At 68.1% G+C, this 23,355-nt stretch carries 23 protein-coding genes; 16 read left to right on the top strand and 7 right to left on the bottom strand.

Annotated features, from left to right (window positions below):
- Positions 1 to 139: 139 nt before the first annotated feature.
- A complete protein-coding gene (locus OHA70_RS18580; protein ID WP_328334223.1) occupies positions 140 to 556 on the bottom strand; it encodes a cobalamin B12-binding domain-containing protein in 417 nt (138 codons plus the stop codon).
- A gap of 128 nt (positions 557 to 684) precedes the next feature.
- Here OHA70_RS18580 and OHA70_RS18575 point away from each other — a divergent pair, with 128 nt between their 5' ends.
- The 4 genes from OHA70_RS18575 (at position 685) to OHA70_RS18560 (ending at position 4,567) form a co-directional block, all read left to right on the top strand.
- Positions 685 to 1,533, top strand: a complete 849-nt coding sequence (locus OHA70_RS18575; protein ID WP_328334221.1) for an esterase/lipase family protein — start codon at positions 685 to 687, stop codon at positions 1,531 to 1,533.
- A 217-nt stretch (positions 1,534 to 1,750) separates the two neighbouring features.
- On the top strand, positions 1,751 to 2,650 hold the full coding sequence (locus OHA70_RS18570; protein ID WP_328334219.1) for a M23 family metallopeptidase: 900 nt from the start codon (positions 1,751 to 1,753) through the stop codon (positions 2,648 to 2,650).
- Between the two features lie 58 nt (positions 2,651 to 2,708).
- Positions 2,709 to 3,230, top strand: coding sequence for a DUF6886 family protein (locus tag OHA70_RS18565; protein ID WP_328334217.1), 522 nt, complete (start codon positions 2,709 to 2,711; stop codon positions 3,228 to 3,230).
- Positions 3,230 to 4,567 carry a lanthionine synthetase LanC family protein gene (locus OHA70_RS18560; protein ID WP_328334215.1) on the top strand — a complete coding sequence of 446 codons (1,338 nt, stop codon included), beginning with the start codon at positions 3,230 to 3,232 and terminating at the stop codon, positions 4,565 to 4,567. The genes OHA70_RS18565 and OHA70_RS18560 overlap by 1 nt, the downstream gene beginning before the upstream one ends.
- On the opposite strand, the gene OHA70_RS18555 is transcribed toward OHA70_RS18560, so the two are convergent.
- From OHA70_RS18555 to pcrA, 3 genes are all read right to left on the bottom strand, one after another.
- Positions 4,555 to 6,108, bottom strand: coding sequence for a cellulose binding domain-containing protein (locus OHA70_RS18555; protein ID WP_328334213.1), 1,554 nt, complete (start codon positions 6,106 to 6,108; stop codon positions 4,555 to 4,557). The two genes, OHA70_RS18560 and OHA70_RS18555, sit on opposite strands and share 13 nt — an antisense overlap.
- A 111-nt stretch (positions 6,109 to 6,219) precedes the next feature.
- Positions 6,220 to 6,783 (bottom strand): hypothetical protein, encoded by a 564-nt coding sequence (locus OHA70_RS18550; protein WP_328334211.1) that lies wholly within the window; start codon positions 6,781 to 6,783, stop codon positions 6,220 to 6,222.
- A gap of 76 nt (positions 6,784 to 6,859) precedes the next feature.
- Complete coding sequence (pcrA, locus tag OHA70_RS18545; RefSeq protein WP_328334209.1) at positions 6,860 to 9,187, bottom strand: DNA helicase PcrA; 2,328 nt, start codon at positions 9,185 to 9,187, stop codon at positions 6,860 to 6,862.
- Between the two features lie 132 nt (positions 9,188 to 9,319).
- Between pcrA and OHA70_RS18540 the strand changes: the two genes are divergently transcribed.
- From OHA70_RS18540 to OHA70_RS18525, 4 genes are all read left to right on the top strand, one after another.
- Entirely contained in the window at positions 9,320 to 9,928 is a 609-nt protein-coding gene (locus tag OHA70_RS18540) for a ClpP family protease (RefSeq protein WP_328334207.1), read from the top strand.
- The gene (locus OHA70_RS18535) at positions 9,925 to 10,560 is read left to right on the top strand and encodes a ClpP family protease (protein WP_328334205.1); all 636 of its coding nucleotides are present in this window, start codon (positions 9,925 to 9,927) and stop codon (positions 10,558 to 10,560) included. Before OHA70_RS18540 ends, OHA70_RS18535 begins: the two co-directional genes overlap by 4 nt.
- Positions 10,557 to 11,285: a PIG-L deacetylase family protein gene (locus OHA70_RS18530; RefSeq protein WP_328334203.1), complete on the top strand. Its 729-nt coding sequence runs from the start codon at positions 10,557 to 10,559 to the stop codon at positions 11,283 to 11,285. Before OHA70_RS18535 ends, OHA70_RS18530 begins: the two co-directional genes overlap by 4 nt.
- 102 nt (positions 11,286 to 11,387) lie before the next feature.
- Positions 11,388 to 12,125 (top strand): alpha/beta fold hydrolase, encoded by a 738-nt coding sequence (locus OHA70_RS18525; protein ID WP_328334201.1) that lies wholly within the window; start codon positions 11,388 to 11,390, stop codon positions 12,123 to 12,125.
- A gap of 63 nt (positions 12,126 to 12,188) precedes the next feature.
- Here OHA70_RS18525 and OHA70_RS18520 read toward each other — a convergent pair whose 3' ends face one another.
- Complete coding sequence (locus OHA70_RS18520; protein ID WP_328334199.1) at positions 12,189 to 13,511, bottom strand: aminopeptidase C; 1,323 nt, start codon at positions 13,509 to 13,511, stop codon at positions 12,189 to 12,191.
- Between the two features lie 123 nt (positions 13,512 to 13,634).
- On the opposite strand from OHA70_RS18520, the gene rpsR reads away from it, so the two are divergent.
- The gene (gene rpsR / locus OHA70_RS18515) at positions 13,635 to 13,871 is read left to right on the top strand and encodes a 30S ribosomal protein S18 (RefSeq protein WP_328334197.1); all 237 of its coding nucleotides are present in this window, start codon (positions 13,635 to 13,637) and stop codon (positions 13,869 to 13,871) included.
- A gap of 4 nt (positions 13,872 to 13,875) precedes the next feature.
- Here the strand turns inward: rpsR and OHA70_RS18510 are convergent, their stop codons facing one another.
- Both OHA70_RS18510 and OHA70_RS18505 read right to left on the bottom strand, forming a co-directional pair.
- Entirely contained in the window at positions 13,876 to 14,517 is a 642-nt protein-coding gene (locus OHA70_RS18510; RefSeq protein ID WP_328334195.1) for a response regulator transcription factor, read from the bottom strand.
- On the bottom strand, positions 14,514 to 15,902 hold the full coding sequence (locus tag OHA70_RS18505; protein ID WP_328334193.1) for an ATP-binding protein: 1,389 nt from the start codon (positions 15,900 to 15,902) through the stop codon (positions 14,514 to 14,516). The genes OHA70_RS18510 and OHA70_RS18505 overlap by 4 nt, the downstream gene beginning before the upstream one ends.
- 193 nt (positions 15,903 to 16,095) lie before the next feature.
- Here OHA70_RS18505 and OHA70_RS18500 point away from each other — a divergent pair, with 193 nt between their 5' ends.
- The 7 genes from OHA70_RS18500 (at position 16,096) to OHA70_RS18470 (ending at position 23,353) form a co-directional block, all read left to right on the top strand.
- A complete protein-coding gene (locus OHA70_RS18500) occupies positions 16,096 to 17,466 on the top strand; it encodes a PspC domain-containing protein (protein ID WP_328334191.1) in 1,371 nt (456 codons plus the stop codon).
- Positions 17,466 to 17,645, top strand: a complete 180-nt coding sequence (locus OHA70_RS18495) for a hypothetical protein (RefSeq protein WP_328334189.1) — start codon at positions 17,466 to 17,468, stop codon at positions 17,643 to 17,645. Before OHA70_RS18500 ends, OHA70_RS18495 begins: the two co-directional genes overlap by 1 nt.
- Positions 17,646 to 17,787: 142 nt before the next feature.
- Positions 17,788 to 17,988, top strand: a complete 201-nt coding sequence (locus tag OHA70_RS18490) for a cold-shock protein (protein ID WP_328334187.1) — start codon at positions 17,788 to 17,790, stop codon at positions 17,986 to 17,988.
- A gap of 87 nt (positions 17,989 to 18,075) precedes the next feature.
- On the top strand, positions 18,076 to 19,227 hold the full coding sequence (locus OHA70_RS18485; RefSeq protein WP_328334185.1) for an L-histidine N(alpha)-methyltransferase: 1,152 nt from the start codon (positions 18,076 to 18,078) through the stop codon (positions 19,225 to 19,227).
- A 101-nt stretch (positions 19,228 to 19,328) separates the two neighbouring features.
- On the top strand, positions 19,329 to 19,979 hold the full coding sequence (locus OHA70_RS18480) for a hypothetical protein (RefSeq protein ID WP_328334183.1): 651 nt from the start codon (positions 19,329 to 19,331) through the stop codon (positions 19,977 to 19,979).
- 57 nt (positions 19,980 to 20,036) lie between these two features.
- Positions 20,037 to 22,034: a hypothetical protein gene (locus tag OHA70_RS18475; RefSeq protein ID WP_328334181.1), complete on the top strand. Its 1,998-nt coding sequence runs from the start codon at positions 20,037 to 20,039 to the stop codon at positions 22,032 to 22,034.
- 56 nt (positions 22,035 to 22,090) lie between these two features.
- On the top strand, positions 22,091 to 23,353 hold the full coding sequence (locus tag OHA70_RS18470; RefSeq protein WP_328334179.1) for an ABC transporter substrate-binding protein: 1,263 nt from the start codon (positions 22,091 to 22,093) through the stop codon (positions 23,351 to 23,353).
- Positions 23,354 to 23,355: the final 2 nt, after the last annotated feature.

Here is a 23,355-nt window from a genome sequence, read left to right as displayed (position 1 = left end):
TCTTCCCGGTCCCGGTGGTTGCCCGGACTAACTAACGCATGGCTGTATGCGACCGCGATTCCACACCGTGCACAACCAGGTATTTCTTAACGATTAGGTATTACCGATTAGTAACATGCCAATCGGCTGCACACAGTGGTCAGGCAGTCGCTGAGGCGTCGCCGACATGGCCGCGGACCCACTCGACGATCTCGGTGGTGGTCGCGCCGGGAGTGAAGATCTTGTGCACGCCGAGCTCGGCCAGCGGCTGCATGTCGGCCTCGGGGATGATCCCGCCGCCGAACACGACGATGTCGTCGGCGTCCCGCTCGGTGAGCAGCTCGCGGACCTTCTTGAACAGGGTCATGTGCGCACCCGAGAGCACCGACAGACCGATCGCGTCGGCGTCCTCGGCGATCGCGGTCTCGACGATCTGCTCGGGCGTCTGGTGCAGACCGGTGTAGATGACCTCCATACCGGCGTCCCGCAGGGCCCGGGCGACCACCTTCGCGCCGCGGTCGTGGCCGTCCAGTCCTGGCTTGGCAACAACTACTCGCAGTGGGCTCGTGGCAGACATATGCAGAAGCTACCTCACGGATCAGACACAGCGGCGTGTGTTCCCGGCCACGCGAACGGGGAACCGGTTACCGTTGAAAGTGATCGGACCAGTTGTACGGGGGGTCTGATTGGGAGTGAGGAGACGCGATGAGCGCCGAGGACATCCGGGAAGCTCTCCAAGGACTCAAGTACGGCGCCCGCTCGGTGCTGTCGCCCCGCGTGCTGCAGGGTGCCGCCGTCGAGCTCGGCTGGATCACCACCCACCTCGCGATGTACCCGCTCGGCTTGGTCGGCGCCTCCGGCAACCGCGCCGAGCGACTCACCCTGAGCGGCCTGACGCCGGCCCAGCGCAGCCTCCTGGTCGGCGACGTCCGGGCGGCCGGTACGCCGATCCTGCTCGCTCACGGCATCATCGACAACCACACGGTGTTCGCCCTGATGCGCCGCCAGCTGCTCCGCCGCGGCTTCACCCGGATCCAGACCTTCTCGTACTCCCCATTGACGCTCGATGTCCGGAGTACCGCCGAGCGGATGGGCGCCGAGATCGAGCGGCTCTGCGAGGAATCCGGTTCGGACCAGATCCACATCGTCGGCCACAGCCTGGGCGGCCTGATCGCCCGGTACTACGTGCAGCGGCTAGGCGGCTCCGAACGCGTCCACACCTGCGTCACGCTCGGCACCCCGCACCAGGGCACGTTCGCCGCACGACTCTTTCCCTGGCCGCTGGTCAAGCAGCTCCGGCCGGACAGCGACCTGATGGCCGAGCTCGCCGAGCCGGCGCCGGACTGCCAGACCCGCTTCGTCGCGTTCTACAGCGACGTCGACCAGCTGATCGTGCCGCAGCGGCGGGCCCGGATCCGGCACCCCGACCTGATCGCCCGCAACGTCCGGGTCGACGGGGTCGGTCACCTGTCACTGCCGTTCCACGGCGATGTGGTCCATCAGATCACCGGAATGTTGTCGCATCTCGACGACGAACAGCACACAGTCGCGTGAAAGTTCTTCCTGACATAGCAGCCTTCTGAGCGCTCAGGCCGATGCACGTGCAGCCGCGCATGCAAAAGTTTCGTGAAGCTAGGGCCCGAAATGGGGTGGCGGGGTTTGTCGGCTCGTTGCGGTTCCGTTATGGTGCATGAGCCCCCGAGGGGAATAAAACCTCCCGGGAGTGAACCAACAGGACAGCCCCCCTCCCCTGTGACCGAAAGGCCACGTTGTGTCCCAGCACCGTGCCGCGGCCAGCCGCGTCACGCCAGGCAAAGCTGCCAGCGCTGCGCGCAAGACCGGCGCAGGTCGTCACAGTGGCAAGCATCGAGTCGCCAGGCGTAACACCCCGAGCAGTACGCAGGTAGTAGGACTGACCGCAGCACTTGCGGCCGCAGCCGGCGCCGTCGGCTTCAGCCACAGCGCGCTCGCGAACCCGACGTCGGCCAACTCCGCCGTCAACATCGCCGCGCTGAGCATCGGCGACGGGCAGATGAACGCGCTGACCACCGCGCGGATCGAGCGCCGCCAACTGGCCACCCGTGACTCCTCCCGGGTCGAGCTCACCGGCGCCGACCTGACCAAGAAGCAGGCCGCGGCCGACCGGATCTCGAAGGCCCGCGCCGCCAAGCTCGACGCCACCCGCGCCCTCACCGTGAAGCGCGCCAGCGCCCTCGCGAGCGCCAAGGCGAAGGCCGAGCTGGCCGAGAAGACCGCCCGCGAGTCGGCCACCCGCTGCGAGATGATGATCTCCGGCTACCACATCACCGCCGGCTTCGGTCAGGCCGGCGGCCGCTGGGCCCGCAACCACACCGGCACCGACTTCGCCGCCCCGATCGGCACCCCGATCCGCAGCGTGATGAAGGGCGTCGTGGTCAGCGCCGAGTTCGCCGGCCCGTACGGCCGCCAGGTCCGGGTCCGGCACGAGGACGGTACCGAGACCTGGTACAACCACATGTCGAAGTTCAGCGTCTCGGTCGGCGAGACCGTGTACGCCGGCGACCAGGTCGGCGCGGTCGGCGTCACCGGCAACACCACCGGCCCGCACCTGCACTTCGAGGTCCGCCCGAACGGTGGCGACCCGATCGACCCGATGCCGTGGCTGCGCAACCACTGCGGCCTCAACCCCTGATCCACGCTGTTGAATAAGGCTTGGCTCAGCGCTGATCCGCGGTACTAGGCTGCCGCGCATGCGCCCGCGGCCTGGTGAGGTCCTCCATTTCTCCGAAGATCCGGCGATCCAGATCTTCCGGCCCCACATCGCCGCCACGTCGACCAAGACCGGTGAGTACGTCTGGGCCGTCGGCCACGATCGTGCGCCCGACTACTGGTTCCCCCGGCAGTGCCCCCGCGCGATGGCATGGGTGGGCCCCGGGACGTCATCAGAGGACCGCTCCCGCATCATCGGCGACGGAAGTGGCATGCGGGTGCACGCAGTCGAGTACGGCTGGCTGGAAGCGATGCGCACGGTCGAGTTGTACGCGTACCGGCTGCCCGCCGAGCCGTTCCAGCCTGCTGAGGCGGCTTTCGTGGCGACAACCGAGGTGACGCCGCTGGGTCCGCCTGAGCGGGTCGGCGATCTCTTCGAGCTGCATGAGGAAGCCGGTATCCAGTTGCGCGTACTGCCCCGGCTGCACGAGTTCTGGGACGCTGTGGTCGCGAGCACGCTCGAGTTCAGTGGGATCCGGCTGCGCAACGCGATCGCCCGCTGATGGCCTGGTCCTCGGACTCCTATCGCGAGGTGGGTGAGGCTGCCTGGGGGTGGGTGCTTGGGCAGGTTCGGTGGAATGACGGGCCGTGGATTCCTGAGTCGGTGGGTGGGCCGGGGGCGGCGGAGGTACCGGAGTACCGGGACAACGGGATGCACAGTGGGCTTGGGGGGCTGGCGCATGGGCTGGCTGAGATCAGGCTCAGCCGGGCCTGGACGGCCGAGGAGCAGACGCTGGCGGAGGCGATTGCCGAGCAGGTCAACGCTGGCATCGCGGCGGAGACCAACTGCACCTTCTTTGATGGGTTGGTCAGCCACATCGGCGTACTGACGTCGTTGGGCATGCCTGGCTCGGCTGCTGCGGTTGAGCGGCTGCTGGAGCTGGCTGAGCCTGACGGGTGGCCGTCCAGCTTTGTCGACCCGGACAGATACCTGCCAGGCGCGCGGATCAACGACATGACGCTCGGTACCGCCGGGGTGCTCCTGGGTGCGCTGTGGGCCCGCAGGAGCGGCGTAGAGGGCGCTACCCGGCTCGCAGAGCAGGCACTGGCGGTACTGCGCGCCGAAGCGGTCTCACGGCCCACCGGCCTGGACTGGCCGTTCATACCGGAGCGCTTCCTGACCGAGCCGCGCTCATCGATGCCGAACCTGTCGCACGGACTCGCCGGGATCGCGGCGACACTAGCCATCGCCGGTACTGAGCTCGGCCTGCCAGATCTGGTGGCGGCGGCCCAGGGCGGGGCGGAGCATCTAGTAACTCTCACGGTCGGCGACGACAAGGGCCTGCTGATCCCGAGGCTGGTACCGGTCAAAGAGGACTCGGATCTCGACCCGGTCACCTACAACTGGTGCCACGGCCCAGCCGGGACGTCGCTGCTCTTCGCCGCACTGGAGCACGCCGGTGTCGAGCAGGTAGCCGGTGAGTCGCCAGTGACCTGGCGGCGGCGCTGCTCCCACAGTGTTCGGACGTCTGGACTCCCAGAGCGGCTCTACCCAGGCTTCTGGGACAACGACGGCCGCTGCTGCGGTACTACGGGAGTCGCCGACGTGCTGCTCGACTCGTGGCAGTCCACGGGCGACCAGGTCGACTTGGACTTCGCACTGTCCCTGGCTGACACGCTGGTCGAGCGCGCGGTCCGCGACGGCGAGCACGCCTACTGGCAGTTCATCGAGCACCGCGACGAGGTCCCACTCCTGCCCCCAGGGGTCGGCTGGATGCAGGGGGCCGCGGGGATAGCGGCGTACCTCTTCAGGGCGGCCCGGGTGGTCGACCAGGGCCGTGCCGCTATCCCCGCCCTCCGGATGGAGAACTGGTGGGCGTCCTTACCTCACCCGGTGTAGCCCGCGAAGATCTTGCTGAACTCGTAGGGCGTCTGCGGCACGTTGGTGCAGTTCGTGAGTGAGCCGTTGCAGGCGTTGCGGTCCCGGGTCATCTCCCAGAAGGCCAGCATCCCGAGGTGCTTGGTGCGGGCGAAGTTCACCAGCTGGGTCGAGTGGCTCTGGTTGAAGGTGCCGCCGTCGTCGTTCTTGCCGAGCATCGGCGTGACGCCGACCTTGAGCCACGCCTGGGCGTCGGTGAGGGCCGGCCACAGCGACTTGATCTGACCGAACGTGGACTGTGCGGCCTGGACGGCGAAGTCCCCGTAGTTGCCGGAGGACCGGTTGTAGTCCATGGCCATCACGTTCACCACGTCGACGTTGACGCCGTTGTCGCGGGCCGACTTGAGGGTCGCGAACCCGTTCGCGTCGAGGCCTTCGGGCAGTACTGGCAGGGTGAGCGAGATCTTCAGCGCGGGCCGGTTGGCCTGCAGGATGGCGAGGGCCTGGGAGCGCCTGGCGACCGAGACCGGGTCGGCCACCGCCCCGCCCTCGATGTCGATATCCAGGTAGCGCAGCTGGTAGGCGTCGACGACAGCCTGGTACTCGGTAGCGGTCGCCTGCGGTGTCGGGCACACCTGGGCGAGTTCGCTGCCTGCGGCGCCGCCGAGGGAGATCTTGACGTCGCCGCCACGGGCCCGGATCGCGTCGATCTGATCCTTGCCCCAGCCGGTCCGGGGGTCGTACGCGCCGAACCAGCTCGCGTGGCAGCCGCCGGCTCCGGTGATGAATCCGAGGGTGAAGGATCGGAGGTTTCCGGCGGTGGCCATCGTGGTGAGCGAAGGCGTCGGCCAGGCACCCATGTCGACGTACGGCGCGACCGGTACCAGTGACCCGGCCGGGCCGGGCAAGGTGCTCGCGGTGACCGTGTTGCTCGCCGGCGAGGAGTTCCCGGCCGCATCGTGCGCACGCACCGAGAAGGTGTAGGCGGTCCCTGGGTTGAGTCCGCCAACGGTGCCGGTGGTCGCGTCCGTGCTGATCACCGGCGTGCTACCGGAGTAGACGTCGTAGCCGGTCACCCCGATGTTGTCGGTGGAGGCGTTCCAGGCCAGTGCCACGATGCTGTTGCTCGTCGCCGTGACCCTGAGATTGCCGGGTGCGGTCGGTGCACTGGTGTCACCCGAGCCGCCTTCGCAGAGGCCGCCGTTGACCCGGCAGTTCGTCGGGCGGGCCGGGCCGTTCGCGATGAATCCGAACGTGGCCGACTGGCCGGCCGCGAGCGGAGCGTTCCAGCTCGCGTTCCCGGCGACGATGTGATTGCCGGTGCGGGTGATGACGGAATCCCAGGAGCTGGTGATGTTCGTGCCGGTGGCGAGGTCGAACTCGACCTTCCAGCTGCTGATGGTGGAAGCCGTGCCGTTGGTGACGGTGTAGGCGGCCTGGAAGTTGCCGCTCCACTCGCCGGTCAGCGCGTACGTCGCGGTGACCGAACCGGCCGCCGTCGCGGGAGCCGCGACGGCGAAGGCGGCGAGCAGAGTGAGGAGGGCGAGAACAGGAGTGAGCATGCGTGACCTGGGGCGGGTCATGGTCGCCTCCGAGCGATGAAGTTAGATAATTAAGAAGCATTAGTATCTAAGGATCGCCGCAGGTCAAGAGGTCACCACGTTGGAGTTGGGCTAGCGGCGCCAAACCTCGGCAGTGGTGAGGAAGGCGGACGATCCCGGGCGGTCGGCCGAGCCGTCCACCTGGACGAAGCCCGGTACGGACGCGCCGCCGATCGACACCGTCGCGGAGCGGACCGGGGCGATCACCAGGCTGAGGCTGTGGGCGCCCTCGGCGAGCTGGAAGTTGTCGGTCGCGAACAGCCGCCGGTCGAGCACGCCGCCCATCTCGATCTGGATGTCGGCGGCCTTGGCGCTCAGCCCGTCGGCGAGGTTCATCGAGACCTGGACCAGGTCGCGCTCGACGGCCGGCTCGTGCCACGGCAGGCCTTGCACCTCGAGGAACGAGCGGACGAAGTACCGCTCCAGCCAGGAGGCCAGGTCGACGTCCTCGGAGACCACCCGGACGATCCCGTCGAACCAGAGCACTACCGCCGTACCGGCTCCGCAGATCGACCAGTCGACCATCCAGATCGAGGCGAACGCGGTGACCTTGCCGTCCTTGTCGAACAGCCTCAGCCCAGGGTTCGCCCCCGCCAGGATGATCCGGCGGTTGCTCGCGTCTGGTGCCTTGGGCATGGGGCTGGACCTTCGTCCGGGAGGGGCCGAACCTCAATTGTCGCAGCCAGCCTGCTTTTCGGCACGTCGTGGTCTGTTAAATCTTTTCCACAGGGGCGTAGCGGAGCAGGAGGCGCTTGACGCCCTCGGAGCCGAAGTCGATATCCGCCTGGGCCTGCTGACCCTCTCCGCGGACCACCACGACGGTGCCCATGCCGAAGCTGTCGTGCACCACCCGGTCGCCCGGGTTGAGGCTGACGATGGGCTTGTCGGACGCCGTCCGCCGGGCCGGCTCCCACCGCGATTGGACCCCACTGGAGCCGCCGGACGACGTACCGGTCCCGGACCAGCGGGTGATCGCGGACTCGTCGCGGCGCCAGTCGAGCAGCTCGCCGGGGATCTCCTCCAGAAAGCGCGAGGGCGGGTTGTGCTGCGGGGCGCCGAACGCGCTGCGGACCGCTGCCCGCGAGATCGCCAGCCGCTGCCGGGCGCGGGTGATCCCGACGTACGCGAGCCGCCGCTCCTCCTCCAGTTCCTTCATGTCGTTCAGCGACCGGGAGTGCGGGAAGATGCCGTCCTCCATCCCGGTCAGGAAGACGACCGGGAACTCGAGGCCCTTCGCGGTGTGCAGGGTCATCAGCGTGACCACGCCACCGTCGTCGGCGGCGTCGGGGATCTGGTCCGCGTCGGCGACCAGCGCGACCCGCTCCAGGAACGCCTGCAGATCGGCCGGCTCGTTGGCAGCGGTGCGCTCCTCGACGAACTCCCGGGCGACCGAGATGAACTCGTCCAGGTTCTCCACCCTGGTCTCGTCCTGCGGGTCCGGCGACTTCTGCAGCTCCTCGTAGTACCCGGAGCGGTGCAGTGCGACGTCCAGGATGTCGTCCGGCGGGGCGCCCGAGTCGACCATCGCGGTCAGCTCGTCGAGGATGTCGATGAAGGCCTGTACTGCGTTGGCGCTACGGCTAGCCATCGCCGGGGCGTCGTGAGCCCGCCGCAGGGCCGCCGAGAAGGTGATCCGGTCGCGGAGAGCCAGCGCCTCGATCGCCGCCTCGGCGCGCTCGCCGATGCCGCGCTTGGGCACGTTGAGGATCCGGCGCAGCGAGACGGTGTCCTCGGGGTTGGTCAGCACCCGCAGGTACGCGAGCGCGTCGCGGACCTCCTTGCGCTCGTAGAACCGGACGCCGCCGACCACCTTGTAGGGATGGCCGGTACGGATGAAGACCTCCTCGAACACCCGTGACTGCGCGTTGGTCCGGTAGAACACCGCGACGTCGGACGGCTTGACCCCGTCGGCGTCGGCCAGCCGGTCGATCTCGTCGGCGACGAACTGTGCCTCGTCGTGCTCGTTGTCGGCCACATAGACCGCGATCTGCTCACCCTGGCCGGAGTCCGACCACAGGTTCTTCGCCGGACGGCCCTCGTTCCGGCTGATCACCGCGTTGGCCGCGGACAGGATCGTCTGGGTGGAGCGGTAGTTCTGCTCCAGCAGGATCGTCTCGGCGCCGGCGAAGTCCTCCTCGAACGCGAGGATGTTGCGGATCGTCGCGCCGCGGAAGGCGTAGATGGACTGGTCGGAGTCGCCGACCACCATCAGCTCGGCCGGCGGACTGATCGGGCCGTCGTTCGGGCCCGGCTCCAGTTGCGCACAGAGCTCACGGATCAGCGTGTACTGCGCGTGGTTGGTGTCCTGGTACTCGTCGACGAGCACGTGGCGGAACCGGCGGCGGTAGTACTCCCGGACCTCGGGGAAGGCCTGCAGCAGGTTGACCGTGGTCATCAGCAGGTCGTCGAAGTCCAGCGCGTTGGCCTGGGCCAGCCGCTCCTGGTAGATCCGGTAGCACTCGGCGTACGTCTCTTCCAGGTGGTTCTCGGTCTTGGAAGCGGCCGACTCGTGGTCGATCAGCTCGTTCTTCTGGGTGCTGATCCAGTTCAGGATCGCGCGCGGGTTGTACCGCTTGACGTCCAGGTCGAGCTCGCGGCAGACCAGCGTCATCAGCCGGCGCGAGTCGGTGCTGTCGTAGATCGAGAACGTCGAGCTGATCCCGAACCGCTTGATGTCGCGGCGCAGGATCCGCACGCAGGAGGAGTGGAAGGTGGAGACCCACATCAGCTTCGCCCGCGGCCCGACCAGGTCGACGACGCGCTCGCGCATCTCGGCGGCCGCCTTGTTGGTGAAGGTGATCGCCAGGATCGACCCCGGATGCGCGTCCCGCGCCGCCAGCAGATACGCGATCCGCCGGGTCAGCACCCGCGTCTTGCCCGACCCCGCACCGGCCACCACCAGCAACGGCTTGCCCGCATGCACCACAGCAGCCCGCTGCTGCGGGTTCAACCCCTCGAGCAGCTCGGCCGGATCCGCCCGGTGCTTCTTGGGCGCCTCGAGCGGTACCGGCAGTTCATCTGGAGAAAAGAGCGTCGTCATCGCCCACCACCTTAGACACCCCTCCCGACAAACGCCGACTCGCTGGACGGCGGCCGGTTCGTCGCCTGTCAGCAGACCTGCTGTGGGCAGAAAACCTGGGGTCGGGGGTCCGCGGGTGGTCATGGTGGAGGCATGGCGGATGAAACGAAAGTTCCGATGTTCAGTGAGCAGACTCGGCTGGGGTTGTTGCGGCGGCGGGTGGTGGTGCTGGACGGGCAGTTGGACGATGACAACGGGACGTTGCTGGCTACCCAGTTGCTGACGTTGGCGGCTGAGGACCCGGAGGCGGATGTGTCCTTGTGGATCCATTCGATCGGGGGGTCGGTGCCGTCGATGCTGGCGATCCGGGACGTGATGCGGCTGGTGCCGTGTGACGTGTCGACGCTGGCGCTCGGGCTGGCCTGCAGTGCGGGGCAGTTCCTGCTGTCGGCCGGTACGCCGGGCAAGCGCTTCGCGCTCCGGCATGCGCGGGTCCTGATGCACCAGGGGTCGGCCGGGATCGGCGGCTCGGCGGTGGAGATCGAGATCCAGGCGAACGACCTGAGGCACATCCGCGACACCGTGCTCGGGCTGGTCGCGGCCGATACCGGGCAGCCGATCGAGACGGTCTTCGACGACTCGCTGCACGACCGGTGGTACACGGCCGAGGAGGCCCGGACGTACGGGTTCATCGACCACATCGTGGAGACCTTCGACCAGGTGATGCCACAACAGACCGCACAGGCAGGAGTGATCCGATGAGCTACATGATTCCCAACGTGGTCAGCCCGCATCCGCGCGGCGACCGGATCATGGACGTCTACTCGCATCTGCTGACCGAGCGCATCATCTACCTCGGTACTGCGATCGACGCCGGCGTCGCGAACGCGTTGATCGCCCAGCTCCTGCATCTGGAGGCGGACCGGCCGGAGAGCCCGATCAACCTCTACATCAACTGCGAGGGCGGTGACATGACGGCCATGCTCGCGATCTACGACACCATGCAGGTGATCAGCGCCCCGGTCGCCACGTTCTGCGTCGGCCAGGCGATCGCAGCAGGCGCAGTACTGCTCGCCGCTGGAGCACCTGGCGAGCGGGCGATCCTGCCGCATGCTCGCGTCGTACTGCACCAGCCGGGTGCGAGTGGCCGGGGCACCATCCCCGACCTGATCCTGCAGGCCGACGAGTTGGTGCGCGTACGCAGTCAGCAAGAGGCGATCCTGGCGGCCCATACCGGGCAGTCGATCGAACGGCTCCGCCACGACACCGACCGCGACCACGTCCTCACCGCCCAGGAGGCCTGCGACTACGGCATCGCCGACGAGGTGATCCAGCACCGCAACCTCAAGCGCGTCCCCGCACTGACGGCGTCAGGAGTTAAGGTCACGGCGTGACTGTGCCCCCTGCGAATCCCCGTCCTGACAGTGAGATCGAGCGCGTCCTGGTGGTCTCCGCGCATCCCGACGACGTCGACTTCGGCGTCGCCGGAACGGTCGCGCTGTGGACCAAGGCGGGGATCGAGGTCAGCTACTGCATGGTGACCGACGGCCAGGCCGGCGGGTTCGAGGCCGATCGCGATCGCGCCGAGATGCCCGCAGTACGCCGGGCCGAACAGACCGCGGCGGCCGAGCAGGTGGGGGTCCACGACCTGCACTTCCTCGGCTACCAGGACGGCTACCTCGAACCGACCCAGGACGTGATCCGGGACATCAGCCGGGTGATCCGCCAGGTTCGCCCGCAGCGGCTGGTCTGCCAGTCGCCCGAGCGCAACTGGTCCCGGCTGCCGGCCTCGCACCCCGACCACCTCGCGGCCGGCGAGGCCACCGTGCGGGCGTTCTTCCCGGCCGCCGGCAACCCGTTCGCGTACCCCGAGCTGACCGAGGAGGCGTGGACGGTCGGCGAGCTCTGGCTGGTCGCACACCCGGAGTTCAACCACTACGTCGACATCACCGACACCGTCGACCAGAAGCTGGCCGCCGTGATGGCCCACACTAGCCAGCACGCCGATCTCGACACCCTGATCCCCCGGGTCCGCACCATGCTCAACCACAACGCCACCCGGGCCGGCTTCCCCGACACCCACTTCGCCGAAGCCTTTACGGTCATCCGCCTCGGCTGACCGCCTGTCCATGGGGGGCGCCGCAACCCGCGTACCAGAAGGGCCTCGTTGCCCGGAGCTAAAGCATTTGCGGGTTTCACGCACGAGCGCGAGGCTCTCGCCATGACGATTTCTCATCAGGTGGTCGGCGACGGGCCGGCAGTGTTGTTGGTTCATGCGGGAGTCTGTGATGCGCGGATGTGGGCCCGGCAGGTCGAGGACCTGCGGAGGGATCATCGGGTGATCACGGTGGATCTGCGCGGGTACGGCGAGACGCCGCTCGAGGCGGGGGCGAAGTACGCCGATGCCGCGGATGTGCTCGAGGTGCTCGACGAGCTGGGAGTGTCGAGTACGAAGGCTGTCGGGTCGTCGTACGGGGCGTACATCGTGTTGCAGGCGGCCAGCCGGGCGCCGGAGCGGTTCGAGCGACTGGTGCTGATGTCGCCGCCGGCGGACAACGTGGTGCCTACCGATGATTTCCGGGCGTTCGCGGCTGAGGAGAACCGGCTGCTGGAAGCCGGGGACATCGACGGGGCGACGGAGCTGAACGTGCGGACGTCGGTTGGGCCTGAGGCTGACGACGCGGCGCGTGAGCTGGTGCGGGTGATGCAGAAGCACGCGTTCGAGGTGCAGCTGGCGGCGGGTGACGTGGACGCCGACGAGTGGGAGGTCGGTGGCATCACGGCGCCGATCAAGCTCTTCACCGGGGCGCACGAGCTGAAGTTCTTCGGCGCCTGCGCGGAGTACCTGGTGGAGCTGCTGCCGGATGTCGAGCACACCGAGCTTTCCTGGGCGGGGCATCTGCCGTCGCTGGAACGGCCGGACGAGATGACCGCGCTCATTCGCGCTTCGCTCGGCTAGCAAGCTGAAACGGCCGGCGCGGGATCCGCGCCGGCCGTTCGGGAGTACAGGAAGTACTAGTTGTCAGTCGGCGAGGGCGCCCATCGGGTCCCAGGCCGGGAGCACGATCGGGGCCTCGTCGAAGCGGGCCTGCAGGTCGGCCGGGAGGGACGACTTGCGGACGGCGATCTCGAAGACGTGCTCGGCGTACCAGGAGTCGTTCATCGTCCAGAAGCCGTTGTCGGCCTTCTCGTCGCCCCAGCTGTTCTCCACCCGCCAGCGGCGCGGCTTGCCGTCGACCAGGTCGACGCCGGTGAACAGCATCGCGTGCGTCATCAGCGTCTCGTGGTGCAGCAGCCGCTCGGCCTTGTCCAGCGAGAACTCGGTGTCGTAGACGGCGCCGAAGTCGTACAGCCCGGCGTCCCAGTAGCCGAGGTCGGCCGACATCTGCTTGCCGACGTCACAGCCGAACCAGACCGGCTCGCCACCGACGATGGCGTCCTGGGTGAGCTGCTTCATCAGGTCGATCTCGACGTTCAGGTAGACCACCGGCGGGGCGTCGATGACGTTGCCGAGGTAGTCGACGGTGAAGGTCTTGCCGGTCGGGCTCGACTCGCGCGGGTCGTGCACGATGCAGACGTACTCGTCGACCGGCAGCGTCACGTACGCGGCGGCGAACTCGGCCGGCGTCGTCCAGCCGTCGCGGTGGAAGCCCTTGTCGCTGTCTTTCCACTGCCACAGGAACTTCTGCGGCGGCGTACCGAGGTGGATGCTCAGCACCCGGTGGATCGTGGTCAGCAGCTCCTGCTTGTGCGCCCGCTGCGCCTCGGCGCCGTCGAGCTTGCGCAGGTCGCGCGCGCCCTGGCGGAGCAGCTTGCGGAGCGAGTCGTTCATCTGCGCGGTGGCCGACGAGCTCTCCGTCTCCGGCATCGCGGTCTTCGGCACCAGGCCGTGCTTGCGGACCAGCGCGACGAACATGTTCCACTGGCCGCCGTCACCGATCGGGTCGGACAGCAGGTGCGCCACGGTCCGGTCGTCGACGTCGCGCTCGGCGGTGTCGATCATCGCCTCGAGGAAGAAGTTGGCCCGCTCGAACTTGTCCCAGAACAGCAGGTAGTTCTGGGAGAACTCGAAGTCCTTCACGCCGAGCTTCTCGGCGGTACCGGCCCGGAGCAGGTTCAGGCCGGCGAACAGCCAGCACCGCCCGCTCTTCTTCTGGTTCGTCACCTTCCAGTCGTCGAGCAGGTTCGACACGGAATGGTCGATCGAGGTGACGATCTGGCGATCCAGGGCGATCTTGGCGATCGGCGTCTCCGTGACGGCGTTCTGCATCACCCGGTACTGCGGGTTCGACGCGAACTCCTTCTCGAAGAGCGCGAGCTGTTCGGCTGTGAGATTCCGCTCCATGAGAGTCGACGGTATAACAGTCCCAAAGCCCGCTGCGCCCCTGTCGGGGTGGCGAATATGTGCCCTGTCCACAACTCGCCAAGCTAGTTGAAAACGATTGTCAATAGTATGTAAGGTGTGACGATGGCACAACGTGGAAAGCCGGCCGGTCCCCGCAAGCCGAAGCAGAATCCGCTGCACAAGGTCGAGTTCGTCGACTACAAGGACACCGCTCTGCTCCGCAAGTTCATCTCCGACCGCGGCAAGATCCGCTCCCGCCGGGTGACCGGCCTGACGGTCCAGCAACAGAAGCAGGTCTCGCGGGCGATCAAGAACGCCCGCGAGATGGCCCTGCTGCCCTACACGTCAAACACCCGCTAGTACCTCAGACCAGGCGGCGGTCTGTCGCCCAGCGGGTCAGTTCGTGGCGGTTGGAGAGCTGGAGTTTGCGCAGGACCGAGGAGACGTGGGTCTCGACGGTCTTGACAGAGATGAAGAGTTCGCGGGCCACTTCCTTGTAGGCGTAGCCGCGGGCGATCAGGCGGAGGACCTCGCGCTCGCGCTGGGAGAGGCGGTCCAGGTCCTCGTCCACCGAGGCGATGTCGATCGCGCCGGAGAACGCGTCCAGGACGAAACCTGCCAACCGCGGGGAGAAGACCGCATCGCCGTCGGCGACCCGGCCGATCGCGTCGACCAGTTCGGTGCCGCTGATGTTCTTGGTGACGTAGCCGCGGGCGCCGGCCCGGATCACGCCGATCACGTCCTCGGCCGCGTCGGAGACCGACAGTGCCAGGAACTTGATCTCCGGGTGCCGCTGGTGCACCTGCTTCATCACCTCGATACCACCGCCGCCGGGCAGGTGCACGTCGAGCAGCACCACGTCCGGCTCGGTCCCGACGATCGCCTTCACCGCGGACTCCACGTCGGCACCCTCGCCGACGATCTCCACCGAGGCGCCGATCTCGCTGCGGACGCCTGCCCGGAACATGTCGTGATCATCGATAACGACCACTCGCCGCTGTGTCATCTGTCCATCTCCAGTCGCACTTCGGTGCCTGTTTCCGGGCTCGACCGCACTGTTGCGCGGCCGCCGTGCCGTTCCATCCTGCCCATCACGCTGTGCCGCAGCCCGAGCCGGTCCTCCGGCACCCCGTCGGTGTCGAAGCCCTTGCCACGGTCCCGGACGAACATCTCGGCCCGGTCCCCGTCCACCTCGACGAACACGTCGATCTTGTCAGCTCCGGAGTGCTTGGCGGCGTTCACCATCGACTCGCGCGCGGCCCGGACCATCGCCGACAGCCCCTCGGTCAGATCGCAGTCGCCCACCGTGACGACCTCCACCGGTACGCCGTGGGAGTCCTCCACCTCGGCAGCGGCCCGCTTCGCCGCACCGGCCAGCGTCTGGTCGGTGTTGTCGTCCTCGTCGTACAGCCAGGACCGCAAGTCGCGCTCCTGCGACCGAGCCAGCCGTACTACGGCCCGCGGATCGTTCGCCTGCTTCTGGATGAGGGCCAGCGTCTGCAGCACCGAGTCATGCAGGTGCGCGGCCATGTCGGCGCGCTCCTGCGACCGCACGCGCTCAGCACGCTCGTTGTTGAGGTCACGGCTGAGCCGGTGCACCCACGGCCCCGCGATGACCCCGATACCGACCACTGCCAGCAGCAGAGCGACCAGTACGTCGCCCACCATCGACAGCCGGCCGTTCTGCACCAGGAACACGGTGACTGCGGTCCCGATCAGGATCAGCCCGACAGCGACCCGGATGACCGACTTCCACCCGCCCTTGCCGAACAACGTGTTGAGGGTCGGTGCCTTGCCCACCCAGGCGTTGCGCTGCCCCTCGTCGGCCTGCCGCCAGATCAGCGCCAGACCGGTACCGGCGAACACCAGCGGCCAGAACATCTTGCCGGCCACACCGAACCCGGCGACGTTGAGCAGCAGGAGCACCCCGACGCCGACCACGACGAGCGCTGTCAGCTGGCCGCGGCTCTTCTCCTTGCGCCGCTCCTTGCCCGGCGATGCGATCGGCGGCGCGGGGGTCTCCGGCCGCATTCCGCTCCGGGTCGCCGCAGCCAGTCCAGGCGCGTTGGGACCGGTCGACACCTCGAGAGGCATCAGGAACCAGAGAGCCGCATAGATCAGTACGCCGAACCCGCCGAACACGGTCGCGCCGATGAACACCAGGCGGACCACGGTGTCGGACACGTTGAGGTGATCAGCAATGCCGCCGGCCACACCGCTCACTACGCGGCCTTCTGCTCGCCGGTAGGCGCGGCGTACCGGCGGGGGCTCGTTGCCGGGCGGGGGCTGCTGCTGGGCTCCAGGGGCGCTGTATTGCGGCCCCGGGGCATACGGACCCGCGACCGGGCCCGAGGACCCGCCCGGAGGCGCAGTAGCAGCTGGTTGTGTCATCACCACGATCGTCACATGCCAACAGGCCCCGCACCAGCGGGCTTCCCCCCGGCTGACTCCTCAACGGTCACTCACTGCACTCAGGGTCGGCCCGGGGAGAACCCCTAGCCGACTGCGGCCGAGCGGCGGGCCGGGGTCCGCAAAGGGGGATCCCCGATGTTGCAGCCGCCCGCGAGGGGACAGTATCGGTGCCATGGAGCAGAACTCGAGCGGGGGATTCGACCGCGATCAGCTGAAGGACGTGCAGAGCTGGCGTCGCAGCCGGTCGGACCGGATGCTCGCCGGTGTCTGCGGCGGGATGGGCCGCGCGCTGAACGTCGACCCCGTGCTGATCCGGGTAGTGATGGCGGTACTGATCCTCAGCGGCCCCGGCATCATCTTCTACATCGCCGCCTGGATGCTGATGCCCGACGAGGGCAGCGACCGCTCTGCCGCGCAGGGTGTGCTCGGTGACCGGGTCCGGCCGGACCACCCGTGGCTGTGGCCGGGGGTGATCGGTGTCTGCGTGTTCTCCGCCATCGCGCTGATGTCCTCCTTCAACTTCGGCAAGCTGATCCCCGGGCCACTGGTGGTGCTCGGGCTGCTCTGGCTGTTCGTGTTCCGCCGCAAGGGCCGCGATCACTGGGGCCGCCGCAACGTCCAGTGGGGCGAGCGCAGCGCCGAGCGGGCCCAGCGCACCGTGGACCGCGTCCAGCGCCACGCCGAGCGGCACATCCAGCGGGCGCACCAGCACGGGCACCACGGCAGTCAGTGGGCCCAGCAGGCAGCCCAGTGGAGTGCAGCCAACCGCCCGACCGACCAGCCAACTCCCCCGCCGACCCAGCCGGCCTCAGCCGCCCAGCAGCGTCCCCAGGACCGGGTAACCGAGCCGGTCCAGCCCGTCTGGACCGAGGACGACCCCCTCGGCCTGTACGTCGATGAGCCCCCGCAGCCCACCACCGCGGCCACCCGCCCGCCCGCTGCACCCCCGGTCAGGGGGTACCGCGGAGTGAAGCCCACGGTCGTCCTGCTGTCGGGCATCGCGATCGCCATCGCCTGGCTGGCCGGCGCACCGACCACCACGATGCTCGTGATCGGCCTGGCCACCCTCGGCCTGGGCATGCTGCTCGGTGGATTCCTGGGCAAGACCATTGGCCTGCTGCCACTCGGGATCCTGCTGGCGCTCGGCATCGCGGCCAGCACCGTCTTCCCACACATCCCCCGCGACATCGCGAGCGTGGACTTCGTCGCCACCCCAAGCGACTCGATCGACGCCGGCAGTACGGCGTACCGGTTCGATGCCGGTTCGGTGAAGCTGGACCTGACCAAGGCGGTCTTCAAGCCCGGCGCCAAGGTGTTCGTCGACGGCGGCGCGGGCGAGGTCGTCGTCAAGCTGCCACCGAACGTCGATGTCACCGGCAACCTGGCCGCCGACACCGGCCAGGTCGATGCCTTCGGCAAGGTCAAGGGCGGCCACAGTGCGAAGATGGCAGTGACCGACCTGGGCGCTGACGGCAAGGCGAGTCCGCAGACCGTCACCCTGGACCTGCACGTCAAGCTGGGCAGCATCAGGGTGGAGCGCTGATGAGGAAGATCAAGCCGGACGTCCCGGGCATCATCGCCGGCACCATCCTGACCGGCGGCGCCGGGATCTGGATCCTGAACGACAACGGCGTGGTGCAGACCGACGACGTCGGCCTCACCGCCGCCCTGCTCCTGGTCGCCGCCGGCATCATCGGCCTTGCCGCCTCGCACCGCGGCTGATCAGTCCACCCCTGCTGATCCTCACACGGCTCCAACAGATGCTGGGTTAGTCTTGTTGACCGCTCGATCAACCGGTTCACCGGTGGCCGGGCACCCGAGGGGCCCGGTGAGCGGGTTCCGTTGAAGGTCAACAGGAGTTGTGATGGTGCGCGGCACCGTGAAGTGGTTCAACGCCGACAAGGGCTACGGCTTTCTCGCCGTGGACGGCCTGGACGACGTGTTCGTCCACTGGAGCAAGATCGTCACCGACGGGTACAAGACGCTCGAGGACGGCCAGCAGGTCGAGTTCGAGGTGGTGGACGGGCCCAAGGGCCGCGAGGCCGACGCGGTCAAGTCTGTCTGACCCGGACGGCGCGACAGTGCTTTTCCACACCTGCGCTGAGCGTGGGCAGCCGGTAACCTGACCTCTCACTGTCTGAGGGGTGGCGAAGTGACCGACGAGCCGGTGCACGTGATCCGGAAGCTCGAGCAGGCGTTGCGCGACGACGACTTCGCCTGGTCGCTGATGCTGGTCGGCGAGGACCAGACCGACAAGCTCGCGACGCTGACCGGCGACCTGCGCGGTCCGCACTCGGAGACCGGCGACGGCAAGCAGATCACCTCCGGCTTCTCCTACTGGGGGATCGGCCCGACGATCGCCTGGGCGAACGCGACCAACGACCCGTTCTACCTGGTGATGAAGGCCGGCGCCGAGTCGTTCCTGCGGCACTGGCGCAAGGTCCGGCCGCACACCGACAAGACCGGCTTCCACTTCGTCAGCCTCGGCGTCGGTACCGGCGTGAAGGACCGGACGATCCTCGCCGACATGTACCGGAAGAACCGGGACATGTTCTACATCCCGGTCGACATGAGCTCCGAGATGCTCCGGATGGGCACGCTGGAGCCGGTCCGTGGGCTCGGCTTCCCGATGTCGCAGGTGCTGCCCGTCCAGCTCGACTTCTCGATCGCCGACAACATGGGCGAGCTCGGCCAGATGCTCGCAAGGCTGGTCGGCGACGAGCCGATCCTGTTCACACTGACCGGCAACACGCTGGCCAACTTCGAGAGCGATCTGGAGCTGCTCGGCACGATCACCCGGGTACTACGCCCGCAGGACCGGCTGCTGCTCGAGGTCGCGAGCACCAGCAGCCTCGACCAGACGGCTGCGGATGCGGCGGCTGATGAGTACCAGCAGACCCGTGCGTTCGCCGAGTTCGTCACCAGCGCGCTCCGGTACAACACCGATCTGCGGATCGAGGACGGGCTGATCGACTACCGCGGCGAGGTGGAGACCAACGACGCGCTGCTGGTCAAGATCGTCTGGCAGAACAACACCTCGGAGTCGATGACGATGGGGCTGCCCGACCACACCGAGGTCACGCTCAAGCCCAACGACACGATCCTGCTCTACACCACCCGCAAGTTCTCCACCGAACGCCTGAAGAAGCTCACCGCCGAATGCGGCCTGACCGCGATCGAGCACGCCCACTCCGGCTTCCGCTACACCCGCCGCCCCAGTCCCTTCGGCCTCGACCTCCTGCTGCTGGCCCCCGAAGGCGCCGAGGTCCCCAACCTCCTCGCCGAAGACATCTGGTCCCAGTGACGGAAGACCCCGCCGGTACTGCGGTTGGTAAGGGGAGCGCTGGGGGCGGGGCGGGCGCCGGAGACGCAGCTGGCGGGGGCACGGCTGCTGATGTTCAGCAAGTGCGCCGGGCCCGCTGGCGGGTGCTTGCGCGGTTGCGGTTGGTGCTTGGGGCTTTGCGGGTGTCCCGAGGGGACGCTCGGTGGGCGGGGTATCGGCGGGTCATCGTCACTTGGGTCAGCTATGGGTTGCTGGCGTTGGCGTTCGTGCTGGGGGTGATCTGGTTCTTCTGGCCGGACAACAGTCGGTGGGAGCCGGCGGTCAACTCGCTGACGCTGGTCGCCGGGCTGACCGGCATCTTCGTCGAGCGGCTCAGTGCGGAGGCGGAGCGGCGTACCGGCGTACTACGGGCCGTCGCCGACGAACTGCAGGAGAACACCCGCCTGCTGTCCGACGAGCGCTTCTCCCCGAAGACCCCCACCCAGCGGCAGGTCTACCCCAGACTCGTCGTCTCCGCCGTCGACCTGGCGCTCGTCTCGGGCGCGCTCGGCCGGCACCGCGACGCCGAGCTCGTCACCCTCCTGCACCGCTGGCGCGACACCGTCCACCTGTTCAACCGGCGGCTCGACCTGACCGAGATCAGCACCTTCTCCAACACCATCTCCGCCGCCGAGCTGGCCGCCTTCCACCGCGCCCTGACCCGCGAGAACAGCTACTTCGCCGCCACCCGCGAGATGCTCGAAACCCTGCTCGACCGCCTCCCGACCCCCTAAGCCTCTACACTTTCGGACAGGACCGTTATTGCCCCCGCCCCTGGGAGGTCTCCAAAGATGCGTGCGCTGCTGACCACTACTCTTGCCGTCCTGCTCCTGACTCCACTGGCGACCGCCCAAGCAAGTGACCCGCCGACCGTGGTGCCACTCGGCACGCCACTGTCCGACGTACTCCTGCTCGGCGGCACCATTGCCCCCGGCCCGGACGCCGGCAAGGCGGCCATCTGGAACGTCTCCACCGGCAAACCCGGCTACCTGAACGCCATGGACCCAGCCACCGGCGCCAGCCTCGTCTCAGCCCCGCTAGAGGGCGCCGACTCCGGCTACGCGGTCACCGCGACCCCGGACGGCTCCATCTACGCCGGCACCTACAGCAACGGCCACCTCTACCGCTGGCGCCCCGGTATGGGCGACACCGTCGAGGACCTCGGCCGCCCGGTCGCCAGCGAGAACTACATCTGGAGCCTGACCTCCGACGAGCAAGGCAACGTCTACGGCGGCACCTTCCCCGGCGGCAAGATCTTCCGGTACGACGCCGCCAGCGGCGCGGTCCGCGACTACGGCCAGGCCATCCCCGGCCAGCCGTACATCAGGAGCATCGCCTACGCAGGAGGCAAGGTCTACGCCGGCACCAACCCCGATGCCCACCTCGCCGAGCTCGACCCGGTCACCGGCGCGGTCGCCGAAATCCCTTCCCCACCAGGGATTCCGGACATCAAGAACCTCGCCATCTACGATCTCGCCGCCCGCGCCGGCAAGCTCTACGCGCGCTTCAGCACGGCGTACCCGGCACCGCTCTGCGTCTATGACCTCGCCACCCGCACCTGGACCGACCAGATCCCCGCTGCTCACGGCCTCGACATCTCGCCGGTCGGAGACCAGGGCGAGATCTATCTGATCCAGCAGAGCGAGCTCAAGCGCTACGACCCAGCCACGAAGGCGCTGACCGGCACCGGCCTGACCTTCACCGGCCGGATCCAGAACGCCCGCGCGATCGGCTGGGCCGAGCTCGGCCTGCCCGACTACCCCGGCAAGAGCATCGTCGGCACGCTGTGGCGCGGCGAGCTCTTCCGCTACAACCCGCAGACCGGCAAGTCCGAGATCATCCAGTCGGCCGTACGCCGGGAGCCGATCGAGATCCTGTCGGTTGCCGGTGGCAAGCAGTCGGCGTACGTCGGCGGCTTCCTCAACGGCGGCGTCTCGATCGTCAACCCAATGACCGGCGCGGCGACCTTCAACCGCTTCTCGCAGACCGAAGCGTTGATGGAGGCCTCCGACGGCCGGGTCTGGATCGGCAACTACCCCGAGGCCCGCGTCTACTCCTACGATCCACGCCAGCCGTGGAGCAGCCCGGAATACTCGCCCGGACCACCCGGTACGCCGGACAACCCGCGGCTCGAGGTCAACATGAAGGCCGACCAGCAGATGCGGGCCCGCGCTTTCGCCGAGGTGGACGGCAAGATCGCGATCGGCACCGTCCCCGAGGGCGACCGGCTCGGCGGCGCACTGGCGATCCACGACCCGAAGACCGGTACCACCCAGACCTTCCGCAACGTCGTCCAGGACGAGAGCATCTTCGGCCTCGCCGCCGACCACGGCATCGTGTACGGCGGTACGTCGATCACCGGCGGTCTCACCACGACTCCCCCGACCCGGGCCGAGGGCACCGTCTTCGCCTGGGACGTCCGGCACTCCCGCAAGCTCTGGGAGACCCCGATCGCGGGCGCCGCCACGGTCAGCTCGGTCGCGATCGGTCCCGACGGGCTGCTCTGGGGCGTGGCCGGCAAGACGATCTTCGCCGTCGACACCCTGCGCGGCCGACTCAAGCGCCGCTTCGACCTGGGCAGCACCACGGCCAGCGGCGACATCGTGGCCACCCGCGACGCCCTGTACGCCGGAATCGACGGCACCAAGCTCTACAAGCTCGCCCCCTGGCAACGCACTCCACCGGCCGTCTGGCTGACGCAGGCCAACCGGCGGCTCGCAGTACAGGGTGACAGCCGGTTACTGGTCACAACAGGAGCACAGCTCTTCAGGATCGACCTAAATCGTTGACAGCGGAAATTCACAACCAGTAGTTTCGGCCCGGACCGTTATTAGAGGGGGTTCCGATGAGAACCAGCGTCAACCGCATCCTGGCACCGCTCGCCGTGCTGGCGGTGGCGGCCTCGATCACGTCGTGCGGCGGATCCGACAAGCCGTCGTCGTCGTCAAGCACCGTCACCGTCTGGATGTACCCGGTGATCGGCGACCAGAAGGCCGGCGACGCCTACTGGGCGCAGGTCGAGAAGGACTTCGAGGCGGCCAACGCCGGTACGGACCTGAAGATCGAGCAGCAGCCGTGGGCCGAGCGTGACCAGAAGCTCGCCACCGCGTTCTCCGGCGGCAAGGGTCCGGACGTCGTGGTGCTGAACCCGGACCAGATCCCGCAGTACGTGGCGAACGGATCGCTCGCCCCGGTCGACAAGGTGATCGAGCCGGCCAAGAGCAACTTCCTGCCGGGCGCGCTCAACGCACTGACCGTCGACGGCAAGCTCTATGCGGCGCCGATCTACCACACGGTCACCACGACGATCTACAACAAGAAGCTGCTCGACAAGGCCGGTATCACCACCCCGCCGCAGACCTGGGACGAGATCAAGGCGGCCGCGCCGAAGCTCAAGGCGGCCGGCGTCGCGACGCTGGACTACTCGGCCTCGCCGAGCGCGACGATGAACCTGAACTTCTACCCGCTGCTCTGGCAGGCCGGCGGTTCGGTCTTCTCCGAGGACGGCAAGAAGGCGACCTTCAACGAAGGTCCCGGCGTCGAGGCATTGACCTTCCTGACCAGCCTGTTCAACGACGGCGCGATCCCGAAGGGTGCGCTGACGAATGCCAACCTGATCGCCGACGCGCCGCTCGGCAAGCAGCAGGTCGCGATGGGCTTCGCCAACTCGCAGGCCGACGCCCAGACGGCCGCCACCACCTGGGGCGCGGGCAACGTCATCATCGGCCAGCCGCTCAAGGACAAGAAGCAGGTCGGTTTCGGGCTGCCCGGCGGGCTGGGCGTCAACGCGGCGTCGAAGAACGTCGCCGGCGCGGAGAAGTTCCTCTCCTTCATGATCGATCCCAAGCAGGTGGTCAGCCTCGGTACGGCGTCCGGCTTCCTGTCGCCGCGGACCGATGCGAAGGTGCCGGCCAAGGATGCCGAGGCGGCCAAGTTCGCCGACGCTCTGCAGTACGCCTACCCCGGCCAGCCGAACCCGGTCGCCCGGCAGGTGAACGGGCTGCTCGCGGTCGAGCTGCAGGCCGCCTTGACTGGTAAGAAGACACCTCAGCAAGCCTTGGACGACGCAGCGAAGCAGGCGAACGACCTGCTGTCGCGACAACGGTGAAC

The sequence above is a fragment of the Kribbella sp. NBC_00382 genome (genome assembly GCF_036067295.1).
GTDB lineage: Bacteria > Actinomycetota > Actinomycetes > Propionibacteriales > Kribbellaceae > Kribbella.
The sequence above is the reverse complement of the archived record's forward strand: the minus strand, read 5'-3'. Positions and strand labels throughout refer to the sequence as shown.